14 protein-coding genes are annotated in these 16,973 nt (G+C 31.8%); 6 read left to right on the top strand and 8 right to left on the bottom strand.

What is annotated here, in order from left to right; translation table 11 throughout:
* Nucleotides 1–10: 10 nt before the first annotated feature.
* Both D1816_RS04720 and D1816_RS04715 read right to left on the bottom strand, forming a co-directional pair.
* Nucleotides 11–388: a DUF779 domain-containing protein gene (locus D1816_RS04720; RefSeq protein WP_118501384.1), complete on the bottom strand. Its 378-nt coding sequence runs from the start codon at nt 386–388 to the stop codon at nt 11–13.
* Between the two features lie 12 nt (nt 389–400).
* Nucleotides 401–1,924: an aldehyde dehydrogenase family protein gene (locus tag D1816_RS04715; RefSeq protein WP_118501383.1), complete on the bottom strand. Its 1,524-nt coding sequence runs from the start codon at nt 1,922–1,924 to the stop codon at nt 401–403.
* A gap of 177 nt (nt 1,925–2,101) precedes the next feature.
* Between D1816_RS04715 and D1816_RS04710 the strand changes: the two genes are divergently transcribed.
* Entirely contained in the window at nt 2,102–2,866 is a 765-nt protein-coding gene (locus D1816_RS04710) for an SDR family NAD(P)-dependent oxidoreductase (protein WP_232517335.1), read from the top strand.
* Between the two features lie 20 nt (nt 2,867–2,886).
* On the opposite strand, the gene D1816_RS04705 is transcribed toward D1816_RS04710, so the two are convergent.
* Both D1816_RS04705 and D1816_RS04700 read right to left on the bottom strand, forming a co-directional pair.
* Nucleotides 2,887–3,612: a LytTR family DNA-binding domain-containing protein gene (locus tag D1816_RS04705; protein WP_233565281.1), complete on the bottom strand. Its 726-nt coding sequence runs from the start codon at nt 3,610–3,612 to the stop codon at nt 2,887–2,889.
* Nucleotides 3,609–4,571, bottom strand: coding sequence for a sensor histidine kinase (locus D1816_RS04700; protein ID WP_158597755.1), 963 nt, complete (start codon nt 4,569–4,571; stop codon nt 3,609–3,611). Before D1816_RS04700 ends, D1816_RS04705 begins: the two co-directional genes overlap by 4 nt.
* Nucleotides 4,572–4,860: 289 nt before the next feature.
* Here D1816_RS04700 and D1816_RS04695 point away from each other — a divergent pair, with 289 nt between their 5' ends.
* Together D1816_RS04695 and D1816_RS04690 are read left to right on the top strand one after the other, a co-directional pair.
* Entirely contained in the window at nt 4,861–5,751 is an 891-nt protein-coding gene (locus D1816_RS04695; RefSeq protein ID WP_118501380.1) for a CPBP family intramembrane glutamic endopeptidase, read from the top strand.
* A 132-nt stretch (nt 5,752–5,883) separates the two neighbouring features.
* The gene (locus tag D1816_RS04690) at nt 5,884–9,105 is read left to right on the top strand and encodes a M14 family zinc carboxypeptidase (protein WP_118501379.1); all 3,222 of its coding nucleotides are present in this window, start codon (nt 5,884–5,886) and stop codon (nt 9,103–9,105) included.
* Nucleotides 9,106–9,265: 160 nt separating this feature from the next.
* On the opposite strand, the gene D1816_RS04685 is transcribed toward D1816_RS04690, so the two are convergent.
* On the bottom strand, nt 9,266–10,324 hold the full coding sequence (locus D1816_RS04685) for an Ig-like domain-containing protein (RefSeq protein ID WP_118501378.1): 1,059 nt from the start codon (nt 10,322–10,324) through the stop codon (nt 9,266–9,268).
* A gap of 30 nt (nt 10,325–10,354) precedes the next feature.
* Nucleotides 10,355–11,464, bottom strand: coding sequence for a hypothetical protein (locus tag D1816_RS04680; RefSeq protein ID WP_118501377.1), 1,110 nt, complete (start codon nt 11,462–11,464; stop codon nt 10,355–10,357).
* Between the two features lie 169 nt (nt 11,465–11,633).
* Between D1816_RS04680 and D1816_RS04675 the strand changes: the two genes are divergently transcribed.
* Together D1816_RS04675 and D1816_RS04670 are read left to right on the top strand one after the other, a co-directional pair.
* Nucleotides 11,634–12,422 carry a helix-turn-helix transcriptional regulator gene (locus D1816_RS04675; protein WP_118501376.1) on the top strand — a complete coding sequence of 263 codons (789 nt, stop codon included), beginning with the start codon at nt 11,634–11,636 and terminating at the stop codon, nt 12,420–12,422.
* A 139-nt stretch (nt 12,423–12,561) separates the two neighbouring features.
* Nucleotides 12,562–13,863: a S41 family peptidase gene (locus D1816_RS04670; RefSeq protein ID WP_158597754.1), complete on the top strand. Its 1,302-nt coding sequence runs from the start codon at nt 12,562–12,564 to the stop codon at nt 13,861–13,863.
* A 97-nt stretch (nt 13,864–13,960) separates the two neighbouring features.
* On the opposite strand, the gene D1816_RS04665 is transcribed toward D1816_RS04670, so the two are convergent.
* Entirely contained in the window at nt 13,961–14,170 is a 210-nt protein-coding gene (locus tag D1816_RS04665; RefSeq protein ID WP_066309890.1) for a hypothetical protein, read from the bottom strand.
* A gap of 112 nt (nt 14,171–14,282) precedes the next feature.
* Here D1816_RS04665 and D1816_RS04660 point away from each other — a divergent pair, with 112 nt between their 5' ends.
* Nucleotides 14,283–14,639: a hypothetical protein gene (locus tag D1816_RS04660; protein ID WP_066309892.1), complete on the top strand. Its 357-nt coding sequence runs from the start codon at nt 14,283–14,285 to the stop codon at nt 14,637–14,639.
* A 376-nt stretch (nt 14,640–15,015) separates the two neighbouring features.
* Here D1816_RS04660 and D1816_RS04655 read toward each other — a convergent pair whose 3' ends face one another.
* Entirely contained in the window at nt 15,016–16,569 is a 1,554-nt protein-coding gene (locus D1816_RS04655; RefSeq protein WP_118501374.1) for a DUF5018 domain-containing protein, read from the bottom strand.
* Nucleotides 16,570–16,973 lie beyond the last annotated feature (404 nt).

The following is a 16,973-nucleotide window of genomic DNA, read 5'->3' as shown; positions in this document are numbered from 1 at the left end:
TTCATTCAATTTAAAACCCCTCTCCGATATGAATCGGACTTAAGGCTGTCATCTCATCTGTTGTATATAGTCTTGATTTAATAATAAATCGTATTCCCATAGGAATTTCAAGCGAAAAGCTTGCTCCACGACCTTTAACTACATCGACAGTTAATTGTGTATGTTTCCAATACTCAAATTGATCACTTGACATATAAAAATCACAATTGTTGATGGTTCCTAACCAAATGTCATTTTCATTGATCATAAGTTCTCCTTTTTCAAAACACATTGGGGAGGAACCATCACAGCATCCTCCACTTTGATGAAACATCAACTCTCCGTGTTCTTTTTTTAGGGTATTTATTACGGCTTTTGCGGCCTGTGTTACCTTTACTCGTTTAATCATAGGTAATGGTCCTTAAAAAAATCCAAGAGATTTTTTGTCGTATGATATCAACATATTTTTAGTTTGTCTATAATGATTAAGCATCATTTTATGATTCTCTCTACCAATTCCTGACTTTTTATATCCGCCAAACGGTGCATGTGCAGGATAATTATGATAACAATTTACCCATACACGACCTGCTTTAACAGCTCTAGATACTTGGTACGCTTGATGCATATCTCTAGTCCATACTCCAGCGCCTAATCCATAAAGAGTATCATTGGCAATTTCTATAGCTTCTGCTTCATCTTTAAATGTGGTAACACAGGCTACTGGTCCAAAAATTTCTTCTTGAAAAACACGCATTTTATTATTTCCTTTTAACAATGTTGGTTTCACGTAGTATCCATTTTCAAGCCCTTCGATATATGCTTCTTCACCGCCAGTTAGCACTTCACAACCTTCGTCTTTACCAATATTGATATAATTTAGTACTTTTTCAAACTGATCATTAGATGCTTGAGCTCCCATCATTGTTTCCGGATCAAGAGGGTGTCCTAGTTTTATAGCTTCAGTTCTTTCAATTACTCTTTGGATAAACTCATCGTATATATTTTCTTGAATTAAAATTCGAGAAGGACAAGTGCATACTTCTCCTTGGTTTAAAGCAAACATTACTGCTCCTTCTATAGCTTTGTCAAAATATTCATCATCTGCAGTCATAATACTTTCAAAGAATATATTAGGAGATTTACCACCAAGCTCTAGAGTTACTGGGGTAATGTTTTTAGAAGCGTATTGCATTATTAATTGCCCCGTAGTTGTCTCACCAGTAAATGCTACTTTATTAATTCTTGGATGCGATGCCAATGGTTTACCAGCTTCAACACCAAAACCATTTACAACATTTAATACTCCGTCAGGAAGTATTCCTTCAATCAATTCCATTAAAATCATTATACCCACAGGTGTTTGTTCTGCTGGTTTTAATACAACGCAATTTCCGGCAGCAAGAGCTGGAGCAATTTTCCATGTAGCCATTAATAAAGGGAAATTCCATGGAATAATTTGGCCAACAACTCCTAAAGGTTCTTGCATATTTAATGATACTGTATTTGAATCAAGTTCACTAACAGATCCTTCTTCTGCTCGAATAACTCCAGCAAAATATCTAAAATGATCAACCGCTAGGGGTAAATCTGCAGCTAAAGTTTCGCGTAATGCTTTTCCATTATCCCATGTTTCAGCACGAGCTAATGCATCTAGGTTTTCTTCTATAATATTTGCAATTTTTAATAAACAATTGCTTCTAAAAGTGGCTGAAGAATTATTCCATTCTGGCGCGGCTTTCCATGCAGAATCAATAGCCAAATTAATATCTTCTTTTGTAGAACGAGCAATCTTTGTAAAACTGGTTCCGTCTACTGGAGAAATATTGTCAAAATATTGTCCTTTTACGGGTAATGTCCATTTACCACCTATATAATTATCGTATTTGTCCTTAAAACTTGGTTTTTCCAATTTGCTTTTAGGAGATGCTTGTGAGATACTCATAAGAATTAGTATTAAAAGTTTGTTATGAAATGAAGTGTGTACGTTTTGTCAAAAAGTGAAATGTTGACAAGAAAAGGTCTTCCTCTAAGGTAGTGCATTTTTGTAAATTTCTTAACTAAGACCATGTTAATATTCTGCATAAATTCTCTTATTTTTATATAGATAAACGGCATTTTGATGATAGATATAGATCTTAAAAATAAAACTGTGCTTCTCACTGGAGCATCAGATGGAATAGGAAAAGAAACAGCAGATTTTTTGATGCAAATGGGAGCAAAGGTGGCTGTACACTATAATTCTAATACAACTTCTGCAGGTGCTTTGGTAGCTACCTATGTAACGACAGCGTCTAAGGCTTTTAAAGCAGACTTGTCAAATGAGCAAGAAGTTTGTGACCTATTTAATGAAGTAAAAAAATCCTTTGGTAAGATAGATGTTATTATACTAAATGCGGGCGTGTTTTTGTCTCATCCTACCAGTGAAGATACATGCGAATGGTTTTCTACCTGGAGAAGAACAATGGATGTAAATTTAAATTCTGTAGGGTTATTAACAAAATTGGGTTTAGATCATTTTCTTGAAAATGGAGAAGGTAGATTTATTTATATTGGCAGTAGGGCAGTTTTTAGAGGAGAGACAGAGGAATATTTAGCTTATGCAGCATCCAAAGGTGGGATTGTTTCTTTGGCAAGAAGTGTAGCTCGTTCTTTTGGTAAACGTAATATCAAATCTTTCATTGTTTCCCCAGGATTTACACGTACTCAAATGGCAGAACAATTTATAGCAGATCATGGTGAACAAAAGGTATTAGATGAAATCGCTCTAAATACGCTTACGACGCCCAAAGATATATCTCCGTTAATAGGTATGATGTGTAGCGGATTGATGGATCATGCTACTGGTGCGACTATTGATGTAAATGCAGGAAGCCATATACGTTGAGTATATAATCCTACATTAAACTATTTTATAATTCGATTTATATTGTGTTTATAAACACTTCCTATTGGAATATACGTTTGAGAAATCAATAGTCTATTTCCTTCAATAGTTTGAATATTAGCAATTGACACTATATATGATTTATGAATTCTTAGAAAGTATGCTTTAGGGAGAGATGTTTCGAAGTTTTTTAAGCGGTCTAATGTAACGATAACCTCATTTTCGAGATGAATCTTTACGTAACTACCATAACTCTCAAAATATAGAATTTTATCAAGTCTAATTTGATGTGTTTTTTTGTCTGATTTTATAAAGATAGTTTCCGGACTACTTTTGTTTGTAACTGTATTTTCTGAACTATCATTGTGAGATTTTTGTGCAGCATTCATAACTTTATATCGCTGAAGAGCTTTATTTGTGGATTTTACAAAACGTTCAAAACTAAATGGTTTCAATAGGTAATCTAAAACGTCTAATTCATATCCTTCTAATGCGAATTCTTGATACGCGGTAGTGATAATTATAATAGGAGGGTTATCTAGTATCCTTAAAAAATCTAATCCTTTTAATTTGGGCATATTAATATCCAGAAAAATCAGATCAATTGTATTATCATTCAAAAAACCGATAGCATCAACAGCAGTATGAAATGTTGCCACAATATTTAGAAAAGAAAGATTCTCGCTATAGTTTTTTATCACCTTATGGGCAAGTGGTTCATCATCGATAATAATACAATTCATCATAAATTTATCTTTAAGGCCGCTGTATACTGGTTATTTTTGTTTGATAGACTTAATTCATTTTGATTAGGATATAATAATGATAATCTCCTTTTAACATTATTAAGACCTAATCCGTCGTTAGATTGATGTTGAGCGGGGTCATAATTGTTTTTAACGATTAATGAAACCTCAGTTTCACTAGTGGTTAGTGTTACATCTAAAAAAGCATTCTGATCCATTTTTTCATAACCATGTTTAAACGCATTTTCTATGAATACAATTAAAATCATTGGAGCTATCTTTATAGAAGGATTAGATATCGATTTATTAAAAACGATCTTACCTCTGTTGTAATGTCTTATAGTTTGTAAAGCTATATAGTTTTCAATATACAAAACCTCTTTGGCTAGAGAAACTTTTGCAGCTTTGCAATCATAAATAGTATATCGTAGCATTTCGGACAGTTTTAAAATAACAAAGGGAGTTTCTTCTGCCTTTTCTAAAGCCAATGCATATAAGTTATTTAGGGTGTTAAAAAAGAAATGGGGTTTTATTTGATTTTTAAGCATCGATAACTCATAAGTTAAACGATCATTTTCTATTTGTTTTACTTTTGAAAGTTGCACAAACCATCTAAAAGATAAATGTAACAATGTTGATATTCCAATAATGAATACCATTACTAGTATTCCGCTTTGCAATGTAGCTTTTTCAGAAGGCTGATCGAACCAATATGTATCAATCCAAGGTTCAATATAACCAATAATGAATCCCCAAATCAGAATAACCATAATAAGGGCTAATACATAAAGAACATATTTATGTTTTATTAATAGTTTAGGAATACAGATGTAAATATTAAAATATATTGGTGGTAAAATAAACAAAATGATTCCTGTTAATGCTTGTAAAAAATATATATGAAAGGATAGTTCTTTTTCTGTACCTAAGCCACTTAAGAAATAAATTATTGAAATCATAAGTACAATAGTCAGGATAACTAAAATATGAACTATAATTTTTTTAGATATAGTGTTAATCTTTTTTTGCTTCATTGTGATATTTCTAATCTAAAATAATAAAAGCAAGTATACAAATACAATTCATTTAATGAACATGTTATTTTCATCCATAAACATAGATTTTGTCTAAATGAACATAGTTTATAATCAATATATTCTTGATTACGGATTAAAATCATAGGGTTGGTTAAATAAAGTAGGAACTAGTCTCAAACCTCTTTTTCTTCGTTTCAAAATAACAAACATTATGGAACATTTAGAACATAGAGACAGTATGATAATGAAACTAATTTATCATCCAATTTTTAGAATTATCTTGGGTATGGTTATAGTTGTATCAGCAACAGGATTAATCAAAAGTTATATAACAAAACCTTTTTTTAGTTCAATTATTCAATCAGAGACTGTAATTAAGGTATTCGTGGCATTATTAGGTACTTTGGTAATGACATTGACCTATTATTTTTTTACTAAATATTATGAAAAAAGAGAAGTAACCGAATTATCCTTTAAGTCATCCTTTCTAGAGCTATTTGGTGGATTTTGGTTAGGTTTAGGGGTAATTGCACTAGAATTCTTTCTTCTTTTTTGTATTGGCAATTACAAAATTCTAGATTTCGAAGGGTTCGATCTTTTAACAGCTCCCTTTACTTTTTTAATTGGGGCAGCAATGCTAGAAGAACTTGTTTTTAGAGGGATTTTGTATAGAATTTTAGAACAATGGAAAGGAACTACCGTCGCTCTAATTGTTTCTGGAGTACTTTTTGAACTTCCACATTTACTAAATCCCAATGTGGCCGTTATAGGATCTATTGGTGGTATTGTATTTGGATTGTTAATGGGGATAATGTTTACCTATACTAAACGAATATGGTTACCATTTTCATTTCATTTGGGATGGAATTTGGCACAACCAATCTTTGGCAGTAATCTAACGGGGCTAGATCAATTTGGTGTGTTGTTTAAGGCAGAGTTTAGTGGATCTGAAATAGTAACAGGTTCGGCTATGGGAATAGAAGATTCTATATTCTCATTAATAACTTTGATTGTTCTTTTTATCGTTTTCTATTTGAAATCAAAGAAAAAAAAGCACTTAGTATCTTATAGGAATGTAGAAGGAAAAGTTTTGGAGGATTAATACATTGGTTTTATGCGTTTTAATTGTACCTAAATTGAAATGTTCATCATTTTATATTATCTTTAGATTTAACTATTTATTACACATAAATCTAAACCTAATATTAACTCAATTTAAACCACTCTTAAAACCATGAAAAATAGTTTATTGTTAATGCTTTTGGTAACATTTACCATTAGCATTCCTCTCTTTGCACAACAAAATGATGTAGAACTTGCAAATAAGTATCTAAATTCAAAAGGGGAAGTAATTTTTTCTTTTGTAATAGATAATCACTCAGCACTTAGTACAATAACAAAAGAAGTATCTATAGTTCACTATGATGAAGATACCAAAACGGTTAAAGCAATGGCAACCCAGTCACAATTTAATACGTTTTTACAGAAAAAAATCCCTTTTAATGTTACTGTAAAAGATAATGTTACTGGTGAAAGGTTAATGACGTCTGATCTAGGTAATAAAGCAGCTACATTTCCTTTAACAGCATATCCAACCTATGCAGATTATGTGACCATGATGAATGAGTTTGCTGCTAACAATCCTACTTTGTGTAAAGTAGAAAATATAGGCGCTACAACAGAAGGTGATAAAGCATTACTTTTTGTGAAACTCTCTGATAATGTAGGAAGTGATGAGCAAGAACCACGAGTTATGTATACATCTTCTATGCACGGTGATGAAATAGCAGGTTATCCTATGATGTTGGATTTGATTGATTATTTATTAACTGCATATAAAGATACAAGTCATCCTAGACATGCTGAGATAAAGACGCTTTTAGACACTAGCGAAGTCTGGATTAATCCTTTAGCCAACCCCGATGGAACGTTTAGAAATAGTGCTAATAATACATCGGTTGCAAATGCTACCCGTGGTAATGCGAATAATGTAGATCTAAATAGAAATTACCCAGATCCAGATGATGGGGCAAATCCAGATGGTAATGCGTACCAAACAGAAACATTAGCGTTTATGAATTTTGCAGCTTCAAAACATTTTGTATTGTCTGCTAATTTTCATGGCGGAATAGAGCTTATTAATTACCCATGGGATACATATGCCGGAGCACATCCAGATGAAGATTATTTTGTACATGTTTCAGAAGAATACAGAGACCTATGTCAATCAAATAGTCCTAATGGGTACTTTGATGATTTAAATAATGGTATTACCAATGGTTATGCTTGGTATGAAGTACAAGGAGGAAGGCAAGATTATCAAATCTATAATCATAAAGGAAGAGAGTTAACGGTTGAATTGTCTAATGCTAAAACACCTCCTGCTAATCAACTGGTAAATTTTTGGAATTATAACAAAGATGCACTCATTGCATTTTTAAAGCAAGTAAACTATGGCCTTACAGGAGTAGTTACAGATGCCATAAGCAATCAACCTATAGAAGCTAAGGTTACTATTGTTGGTAAAGAAGGGTATGAATCCTGGGTGCCAACAGAATTGCCAGAAGGTGATTATTATAGACCAGTAAAAGCAGGAATATATGATATTTTGTATGAAGCAGAATGTTATCAATCGGTTACCCTTACAGGAGTGACAATCTCTGATTATAGTAGTGTTGTTAAAAATGTTCAATTAACACCAATAGGAGGAGGTGCACCAACATCACTTGCAGCTTCTAATATAGAATCAACATCTGCTTTGCTTTCATGGCAAGGAACTTCAGGAGCGACATATGATGTGCGATATAGAGTAATAGGTACAGCTAGTTGGACAACTGTTGCGGCTACTACAAATACGTTAGTAGTTAGTGGGTTAGTTGCGTTAACCAATTATGAAGCGCAGGTAAGAAGTAATTGTGCAGGAGGCACAAGTTCGCCATATAGTGATTCTATTAACTTTACAACTACTCAAACCCCTGCTTGTGCGGGAATTAGTAACTTTCCTTATACCGAAAGTTTCGAATCGGGTCTAGGTGAATGGAGTAATGCCACAGATGATGATATAAACTGGACTAGAGATTCAGGAGGAACTCCTTCAACTTCAACAGGACCTACTAATGGTCAAGACGGTGCTTTTTATTTATTTACAGAAGCCTCTGGTAATGCAAGTCCAAATAAAATAGCATTGCTCAACAGTCCTTGTGTTGATTTATCCGGACTTAGTTCAGTTTCCTTAGAGTTTGGTTATCATATGTACGGTGCAAATATGGGAACTATGGAGGTGTTATTAAGTACTACGGATGGTGCTTCATATACATCGGTATGGACTAAGAGTGGAGATCTAGGCAATACCTGGAATCAAGCCATTATTGATCTTACAGCATATGCAGGATCTGTAATTAAATTACAGTTTAAAGGTACTACGGGAACAAGTTTTAGAAGTGATATGGCTATAGATAATATCAAAATATTTTCTTCAACTCCAGATACAGAAGCTCCTACTGCACCTACAAACCTTGTATCATCATCTGTAACCGCAACTGGAGTTAGTTTATCATGGAATGCGTCTACAGATAATGTGGGAGTATCTGGATATGAAATATACCAAGGAACAACTTTATTAACTACAGAAGTTAATTTGAATAGTGTTGTAACAGGATTAGCACCAAATACATCATATACTTTTTCTGTAGTTGCCAAAGATGCGGCCGGAAATAGTTCTACTGCTAGTAATACAGTTACTATAACAACATTAGACCAAACGATATCATATTGTGATAGTAAGGGGAACAATTCAAACTTTGAATATATAGATTATGTAGGTTTAGGTGGAATAACTAATACTACTGGTGCAAATTCTGGATATGCCGATTTTACTAGCCAAGTTGGTAACTTGCCATATGGAGAAAATACGATAACACTTAGTGTAGGTTTTGCCAATACGACTTATAATGAATTCTGGAATGTTTGGATAGATTATAATCAGAATGGAGTTTTTGAAAGTACAGAACTAATTGTATCTGCTTCTACTCAAAATGATGCAAATCTAGATTATAATTTTACTGTTCCTACTACTGCATTATCCGGAAACACAAGAATGAGAGTCGCTATGAAATATAATGCAGCGTCAACTCCTTGCGAAACTTTTGCATATGGAGAAGTTGAAGACTATACTCTAAATATAGGCGCTCCAGCAGTGGCAAAAAGTAACGATATAAATACCTTAAATAAGGTAATTTTATATCCAAATCCAGTAAAGGAAGGATTCTTATTTATTAGTGGATTGTCATCTAAAAATATATCTTATAAAATTATAAGTTATACAGGTCAAACTGTGATGAATCGTAACTTACTAGAAGATAGGATTGATGTAAGTGGATTAGCTTTGGGAATGTATATTTTAGAAATTAATACCGAACAAGAAAGCATAACAAAAGGATTTATTATTACTAAGTAATAGAAATCTATTTAGTAAATGAAGTTGTCCAAAAAATAATGTATCTATGTCAAACTGTGCCTGTCGAAGTTTTTAAAACTAGGATTTTCAAAATGTCTTCGACAGGCTTAGATTGATAATTCGAATTTCTTGATACTTTTTGGCCAACTTCTTTTTGATTTTAATGTATATTAAATTCTAAAATGTACTCTGTATTTTTATGAACTAAATGATCTTTATCATCAATTTTGTTATCAAACAATTGTTTTAAATTATTCCCGGCAAGATCTTCTATACGTGTATTAAAAAAGATGCGATACTTTCCTTTACTCCAAATATCTGTAGGCTTAAAAATTAATGTTTTTTCATTGTTTGTAAATTTCCAATTACCAAAAACCTCCTTATTATCAGCGTCTAAGATGATAATACTCCCCAAAACACTTCCATAATCCAAAGGTTCATTACTATGCATGATAAGATCATTAGTAGATGTTTCGGGAGATACTATTTCCCATAAATTAATATCAGGTTTTTTGCGATCATCTTCGGTAATTTGAAAAGAATGTATAAAATCGTTAGACATAGAAACACCTTGTTTGTCTTTTAGTGTTTTTAGGACGATTAATTTGTATGATTTTCCTGGCTGAAAAACGGAACCTAATTGTTGATTTGGTATTAACCCACGTTTTTGCCGACCAGGTTCTATCCACAAGGTTAAAAGTCTTCCATCGGTATTTACAAGGGCATTTTCTATGTTCAGAAAAGTGCGTGAAAGTGTATCTCCATCTTGATTTAGTATACGTATATGATTGTATACATTAGTTTCATTTATGGGATTAGCAAACTTTATATACCATTTTAATACATTTGAAGGTAACTTTTTTGAAGAAGGGTAAATATCAGTTATTGTTTGAAGTTCATAAGATTTAGGAAGATCTAAAGAAAAATGTGTAATATGATTATTGTAGATAACAGTATAATCTTGATGTAACCCCAAAGGCACAAGAGGTATAAAGCGTAATATGGTATCATTAGTTATGACCTCACCAAGTATAGCATTGGCATTCTCAGTTTCTTCGACACTAATTTGACCACGATATAAATTAAATGTATTTGATTCATTTAAATTTCGCTTAACGGTAACACTATATCTGTTAAAAGTAAAGTCAGTACCAGTTTGGCTATTTCCTATGTGTATAGAAAAGAGCCAAACTACTACAACAATAATACTTTTCTTCATAATACCTCAATATTGATCTCTTCGGCAATACTACTTGAACCACCAATTGCTACCCACTTTTAGAGCAAGATTTCCACTCGATTCTCTTTGAATCATTAAAAAACCTATATCTTTTAAAGTATCTAATTGTTGCACATTTACATATGGAAGATTTACATACGTTACACCGGCAGAAGCTCCTTTTTTAGTGACAGGAGTAGTCAGTTCTTCATTGTAAGATTCTAGATCAGTAAAATCTAATTTCATAAGAGGTCTGTTGGTATTTGCTATCAAAAGATAACGTTTGTCTTCATTTTTGACCTCTATAATGTCGACAGGAGTATTTCCATTTCCCAATTCAGCAATTGTTTTTCCCTTATTATGGGTTCCAGGTTTAATCTTATCCATTGGGAAAACCACTAATGGGGTACAAGTATACCCAGCAATAATAGCTTTACTACCTTTAACAGTTGTTGGGATAAATGTTTTAATAGGAGCATGGGTTTCATATTGGCCATGAGCTGCATGATATATTTCTAAGGATGTCTGATTTTGTTTGTTATTAAAAGGAAAATCAATAGCTCTAAAGGTTGAAGCAAATTCTTTATTGCTTAAACCTGATAAAAAGATTCTACCCGAATTATACTTCATCTCTGCGACCGCCCATTTGCGAAGTTCTCGACCTCTTTTATCTTTAGCATCAATAGCAACGGGATCGGTTAATGATAATTTACTATGTGAAATAGTCTCTAACGACATTTTTTTTAGAGTATTATTTTCGACTCTAAATAATACTGCTTTACCTGAACTATGATGAACAGAGATATAAATATTATTATTTTCTGGATTTACAGCCATATCTGTAATTTGAACTTCGTCTGTTCCTGCGCCTAGCATATCTGCGATGAGTTTATCCAGAAGATCAATTTTAACCTTACTGTTGTCGGTTTTTGGATCTTTGCTAACATCAATTGCTATTATTTGTGCAGATTTACTATCTCCAATAAACAGTATGTTTTCTGGTCCAAATGTCATTACATTTATAGATGTGATTTCAGGATTTCCAATTTCAAAATTCGCCTTTAAGGAGCTGTTTTTTTCATTTGCATTTATACAAAAGGAAAGGGTCAAAGAAAGCGCTAAAGTGACTAATGTTTTCATGATGTGTGATTTATAGAATGATCATTGGCTCTAAATGTAATTAAAAAGTAGTATGAGCACAGTTAAAAAAATGCCAATATGAGTTAGGTTTTACAAAGACTTAGTACTGGCATTATATTTGTTGAAAAATAGTAGTAGTTTTATAATTACTATCCAGAAAAGTATCAACATGATTGCATTAAAAACAAAAGAGTTTTTAGGTAAAACAACAGAACAGTTTTCTTTTGGAGAATATGATATTTCTATGGTAAACTACCTTCAACCAGTATCAGAGGATTGGCATTCTCATGAAAAATATCATCTTTCTTTGGTGTTACAAGGCGGTAATTTAGAATCACGAAAAGGTCAAGATATTCAAATTCTACCCGGTAGTATTGTACTTTATGATAAGGAAATTGTACATCGTAATAGACATACAGCATTTCCTTCAAAAAATTTAAACATAGAAATTGATGATGATTTCTTTGTAAAAAATGAGCTCTCTACTTCAGATTTTCAAAATTCGATTGTTAAAAATGCAGAAGTTCAATTTGGACTATTAAAGATATATAAAGAGTTACATATAAATGATGTTTCCTCGGCAGCATCAATACATACATCCTTACTTACGCTATTTTCTGATTATAATTCCGTTTTAAATCAAAGACCACCTTGGGTGGATAAAATTAGAGAAATACTATGCGATCGCTGGGATGAATTCATTACGCTTAATGAACTCTCTAATGAGCTTAATGTGCACCCGGTTACGATTTCAAAATACTTTTCAAAATATTTTAAGTGTTCTTTTGGTGAGTATATGCGAAGAATTAAAATAGAAAAGGCCATTTTGTATTTAAAGCATACTGATAAATCTTTAACCGAAATTACTTTTCTATGTGGTTTTTCTGATCAAAGCCATTTTTCAAAAATATTTAAACAAAACACGGGATTTAAACCTAATGAATTTAAACATTTATAGAAGTTTTTTGTGATACGCTAATTTCATCCTATTTTTTGATTGATTTTCTTTATTAATTTACAATTCAAATAAAAGTAATAGATTTCAATATCAGGATATTAGTAATCATTCATCATAATTCATGAAACAAACAGTCAATTTGAAAAGTATAATAGTAATCGCATTTCTTTTCACAACAACATTATTTTTTGCGCAGTCTAATAATGACATAGTCAAACAAGTTCAGGGTTTATTAGAAGAGAATTATATTTTCTTAGATAAAGCCAAAGAAACTAACGCACATTTAAACCAGCTTATCAAAAAAGGGTATTTTGAGAATAAAGAACCTGTAGATTTTGCCACTTCACTTACCAAAGAGTTAAGAAAAATAACGAAGGATAAACATCTTAGATTTTTCGCTCCGAATAGAGATAGAACCTCTAAAAACAAAGAGAACTCATTTACAAATTATTTATCTCGTTATAGAGCACCGATGCTAAGAGGGTTTCAATTAATGGATTCAAACATTGGTTATATTGATCTTGCTTTTTTTGGTGGAGCCGAAATACACTTGGCTAAGATAGACGTGGCTATGAAAGCTATGGAAGCTGCAGATGCAATCATTATTGATATGAGAAGAAATACGGGAGGTAGTCCGACTACAGTTAATTACTTGTCTAGTTATTTTTTTAGCGAAAAATTATTATTAAACACTATATATTCTAGAGCAAACGATCACTCAGAAGAAATGTGGGTTACAGATGTAAAAGGGGTAAAGAGACCAAAGGTTCCAGTATATATTTTAACTAGCCAATCAACTTTTTCTGGAGCCGAAGACTTTTCATATACCATGCAAAGTAGAGGTAGAGCTACGGTTATAGGTGAGATAACTGGAGGTGGAGCACACCCCACCCGCGGTTTTCCACTTGATAAAGGTTATACTATTGGTATCCCATTTGCAAGAACGATTAATCCTGTAACCAAAACGAATTGGGAAGGTGTTGGGGTGCAACCAGATATAAAAATGCCTGCAAAGAATTCTATGGAAAAAGCCAAAGAATTGGCTTTGATAAAATCTAAGGAATACAAAGATTCAATGTTTAAACCTTTAGAAAAAGCATTATTGACTTTAGAAAAAGAAAAAATCACAAAGGAAAAAGAAGATAAGATAACAAAACAATTTGAAGTATTAGTCAAAAGTAATATGCTAGATGAAGGAGGCATAAATAGTTTAGGATATGCCTATATTCAACAAAAAAAGACTACAGTCGCCTCGACTATTTTTAAAGTAAATACAATATTGTTTCCTGACTCTGCAAATACATGGGATAGTTTAGCAGAAAGCTATTTAGAATTAAATAATAAAGAAAAGGCAATTAAATATTATAATAAGGCAATTAAGATGGATCCCGAAGGTGATACTGGTAGTAATGCCAAAAGAATGTTGAAGAGTATAAAATAATTACTGTTATAGCTTTTTTTTTAAAATAAGTCGAGAGACTTATTCATTTTAAGTGTGCTTTAAAAAATAGGCCACATAGGTATACAACCTGTGTGGCCTATTTTTCTTTATAATCAATAATATCTTTTATATCCACATCCATATAATCGGCAATTTTTTGTAGTCGTTCAAAATCTTTTAACAAGTCTTTTTTCTTAACGACATAATCTCCCGCTTGCGGACTAACGCCAAGAACTTTTGAAATTCCATACACCGTTTTTGCTCCTTTACTTTTTTTAAGGAGTTTTTTTAGTTTTCTGTTAACCATAGTAAAATATGTAAAAAGGAATCAAATATACAAATAAATTTTTATTAAAAAAATATTTGATTATTCAAACATTATATGTATATTCGTGAAATACTAATTCAAATCATCGACTATGAAACTTTTATTGGCAACTTTGGCTTTATGCGCAACTTTAGGAAACGCAGCTCCTTCTTTTACAGGAGACAGTATTATTAAGGAGAAGAATGAAAAGAATGACAAAAAGAAGAAATCTGATGACAGATCATCTAAGAATAAAAACATGCATTCTGTTAAGAAATGGAGAATGACTGTTGAATACACTAATGGAAGTGTGATTTCTAAAACAATAATAGTTGCTAAGAATTCAGAATTAAGTGCTTTAGAAACAGCGTTTAAAGAAGCTGATAAGTATTTAAAAAGAAAGAATAATGTGAAAAATTACAGTATATCACCTGTTACAAATGATTATGTTCTTCTAGCGGGAGACTAAAAAGTATTATCAATACCCTGAACTAACCTATGTTATTAAGAAAGGTCATAAATCTAATTTATGACCTTTCTTTTTTTTTGATCGTAAAAAAGTAAACTTATACATGCGTTTATAATAACAGAAAGCAGAAATGGATCATCGAGATGGGGTATTTTTCTGATAGTTAATTACAGTATTTTTGTATTTATACAAACATTTAACCTTTGAAATCATAGATAGTTTAAATAGGCCTTAAAAAAAATGCTTGTTGTTATTAAGGATTGTAGAGTAGTATGCGTTAACAATCTGATTTAGAAAAGAGACATTCTACATAACTATAAAAAAAACCTCTAGTATTCTTTACTAGAGGTTTTAAATTTTTCTGTTCTATAAATTATTACATACAACTGGTTGCTGCATCTTTATTGATAGTGGTATCAGCGTCTGCTAAATCACAAATAACTTGCGGTATACTTATTAAAGATGTATTATTTGTAATATTTAGTTCTGTAAGATTTGATAAGTTAGCAATCTGCGTAGGTAAAGAAGTCAATGAATTACTATCTAAGAATAGTTTTGATAAGTTCGTTAGGTTTCCAATTCCAGTTGGTACCGTTGCAATGGTATTTCCAGACAAATACAGCTCTGTAAGATCTGTAAGCCCTAGTACTTGTGTTGGAAAAGAACTTAAGTCTGCATTGGATAGATTTAAGAACGTAAGATTACTTAAATTACCAATTTCTGTTGGTATAGGATAATTAGCTCCTATTAAACTTAATCGTGTAAGATTATCTAAGTTACCTATTTCAGATGGTAAACCTGTAAGATCAAAATTCTGACTTAAATTTAAACTAATAAGATTATTTAGATTACCAATAGTTGAAGGTATCGTAGTAATATCCGTATTAAATAAATCTAAAAATTCTAGATTGGTTAGTGTTCCTATCTGAGTTGGTATAGATTTTAAAGGGTTATTACTTAGAAGGAATTGAGTTAATGTTTGCGATAAATTACTAATTTCTGCAGGAATGGACTCTATACCGTTATTTTGCAAATACAATAAACTTAACATTGATAAATCTCCTATTTGCGAAGGAAGAACAGTAAGTCCTTTAGCAGTAAGTGTCAATGCAGTAACTCTATCATTTTCAGAATTTACGCCTTCATAGGTGCTAATGTCTAAATTATTAAAATCCCAACTTAATGTATTACCAGGATTAGCATCATATATAGCCCTTAACGTTGCATAATCTGATTCGTTTCTCGTAACAGTAACTGTATAACTTGTTGTACTATTATCCTGAGCACTAACTTCAAAGTTTACTGCAGACGAAAAATCTATTGCCGTATTTGATGATGGAGTAGAGGATGCACCGTCTGATAATTCGATTGTTGGAATAAGTGCCGTTATCGCAGCACCGAATGGCACATTTAAAGTTATAGTTTTATTACTTTCATCTATCGTACCATCTATATCTTCTTTAACAGAAGGATTCATGTCTACTGTAAATGAGAACGCTGTAATTCTTTTTTCAGAATTTTGTGCATTCGTTATTGTAACAGTATACGTTGCTTCGGTTCCGTCTTCTGCGGTTACTGTAAACGTAACTGGAGAAGCAAAATTCCTTGGCATACCACTATCTGGAGAAATCTGAGCTTTATCAGATATCGTAATACTAGGAGCTAAAGACGTTAAACTAATTCCAAATGGAACTACCAGATCAATAGTCTTATTATCTTCATTTATTGTTCCCGTAATATTTTGACTCAAGGTGGCATTGTTCGCCGTAGCTAATAAAAAGCTCGTTATCCTTTTATCACTACTTTTTAATTCTTCTCCACTAGTATCATCTCCGCCACTACTACAAGATGTAAGCAATACAGATAAAAATAATAGTATGAAAGCTGACTTAGAGAATATATCTCTTGATTCCAATTCAAGTCTCCTCATAATAAAAATTAGGTTAAGTTGAGGCAAAAATAGTTAAATTTTGTTAAAATGCAATTTTTAAGACTATCAATATTACGAAACCCCTTAATTTTTCGGTAGATATGAAATAATTAATCGTGATTTTTTGCAATATAAAAATCAAGAAAATATATGAATTGTTAATAAAAAAATATATTCTTCTACTTTTAAATGATCAAATTTTAGGTTTGATTAACATTATGTTGAATTGGAATTAGATTAAAATTGTAATGTAAGGGTGAAAACCCCTAATTTTTAAAAGTTATATACCCCAATTATTTTGGTGATTAATTTAACTATACGTATGTTAAATTTCATTTATAACTTCTCTAGCCCCTTGTTTTTATTACATCTAACAAGAAATAAAAAAAATAAGCTAAGCTTAA

This window comes from Aquimarina sp. AD10 (genome assembly GCF_003443715.1).
In the GTDB taxonomy this organism is placed as follows: domain Bacteria; phylum Bacteroidota; class Bacteroidia; order Flavobacteriales; family Flavobacteriaceae; genus Aquimarina; species Aquimarina aggregata.
Note: the sequence above shows the minus strand (reverse complement) of the source record. Positions and strands in the feature narration are given on the sequence as shown.

Coding starts and splice junctions, on each gene's coding strand:
- D1816_RS04720 (WP_118501384.1), bottom strand. CDS start 388: ATGATTAAACGAGTAAAGGTAACACAGGCCGCAAAAGCCGTAATAAAT.
- D1816_RS04715 (WP_118501383.1), bottom strand. CDS start 1,924: ATGAGTATCTCACAAGCATCTCCTAAAAGCAAATTGGAAAAACCAAGT.
- D1816_RS04710 (WP_232517335.1), top strand. CDS start 2,102: ATGATAGATATAGATCTTAAAAATAAAACTGTGCTTCTCACTGGAGCA.
- D1816_RS04705 (WP_233565281.1), bottom strand. CDS start 3,612: ATGATGAATTGTATTATTATCGATGATGAACCACTTGCCCATAAGGTG.
- D1816_RS04700 (WP_158597755.1), bottom strand. CDS start 4,571: ATGATTTCAATAATTTATTTCTTAAGTGGCTTAGGTACAGAAAAAGAA.
- D1816_RS04695 (WP_118501380.1), top strand. CDS start 4,861: ATGGAACATTTAGAACATAGAGACAGTATGATAATGAAACTAATTTAT.
- D1816_RS04690 (WP_118501379.1), top strand. CDS start 5,884: ATGAAAAATAGTTTATTGTTAATGCTTTTGGTAACATTTACCATTAGC.
- D1816_RS04685 (WP_118501378.1), bottom strand. CDS start 10,324: ATGAAGAAAAGTATTATTGTTGTAGTAGTTTGGCTCTTTTCTATACAC.
- D1816_RS04680 (WP_118501377.1), bottom strand. CDS start 11,464: ATGAAAACATTAGTCACTTTAGCGCTTTCTTTGACCCTTTCCTTTTGT.
- D1816_RS04675 (WP_118501376.1), top strand. CDS start 11,634: ATGATTGCATTAAAAACAAAAGAGTTTTTAGGTAAAACAACAGAACAG.
- D1816_RS04665 (WP_066309890.1), bottom strand. CDS start 14,170: ATGGTTAACAGAAAACTAAAAAAACTCCTTAAAAAAAGTAAAGGAGCA.
- D1816_RS04660 (WP_066309892.1), top strand. CDS start 14,283: ATGAAACTTTTATTGGCAACTTTGGCTTTATGCGCAACTTTAGGAAAC.
- D1816_RS04655 (WP_118501374.1), bottom strand. CDS start 16,569: ATGAGGAGACTTGAATTGGAATCAAGAGATATATTCTCTAAGTCAGCT.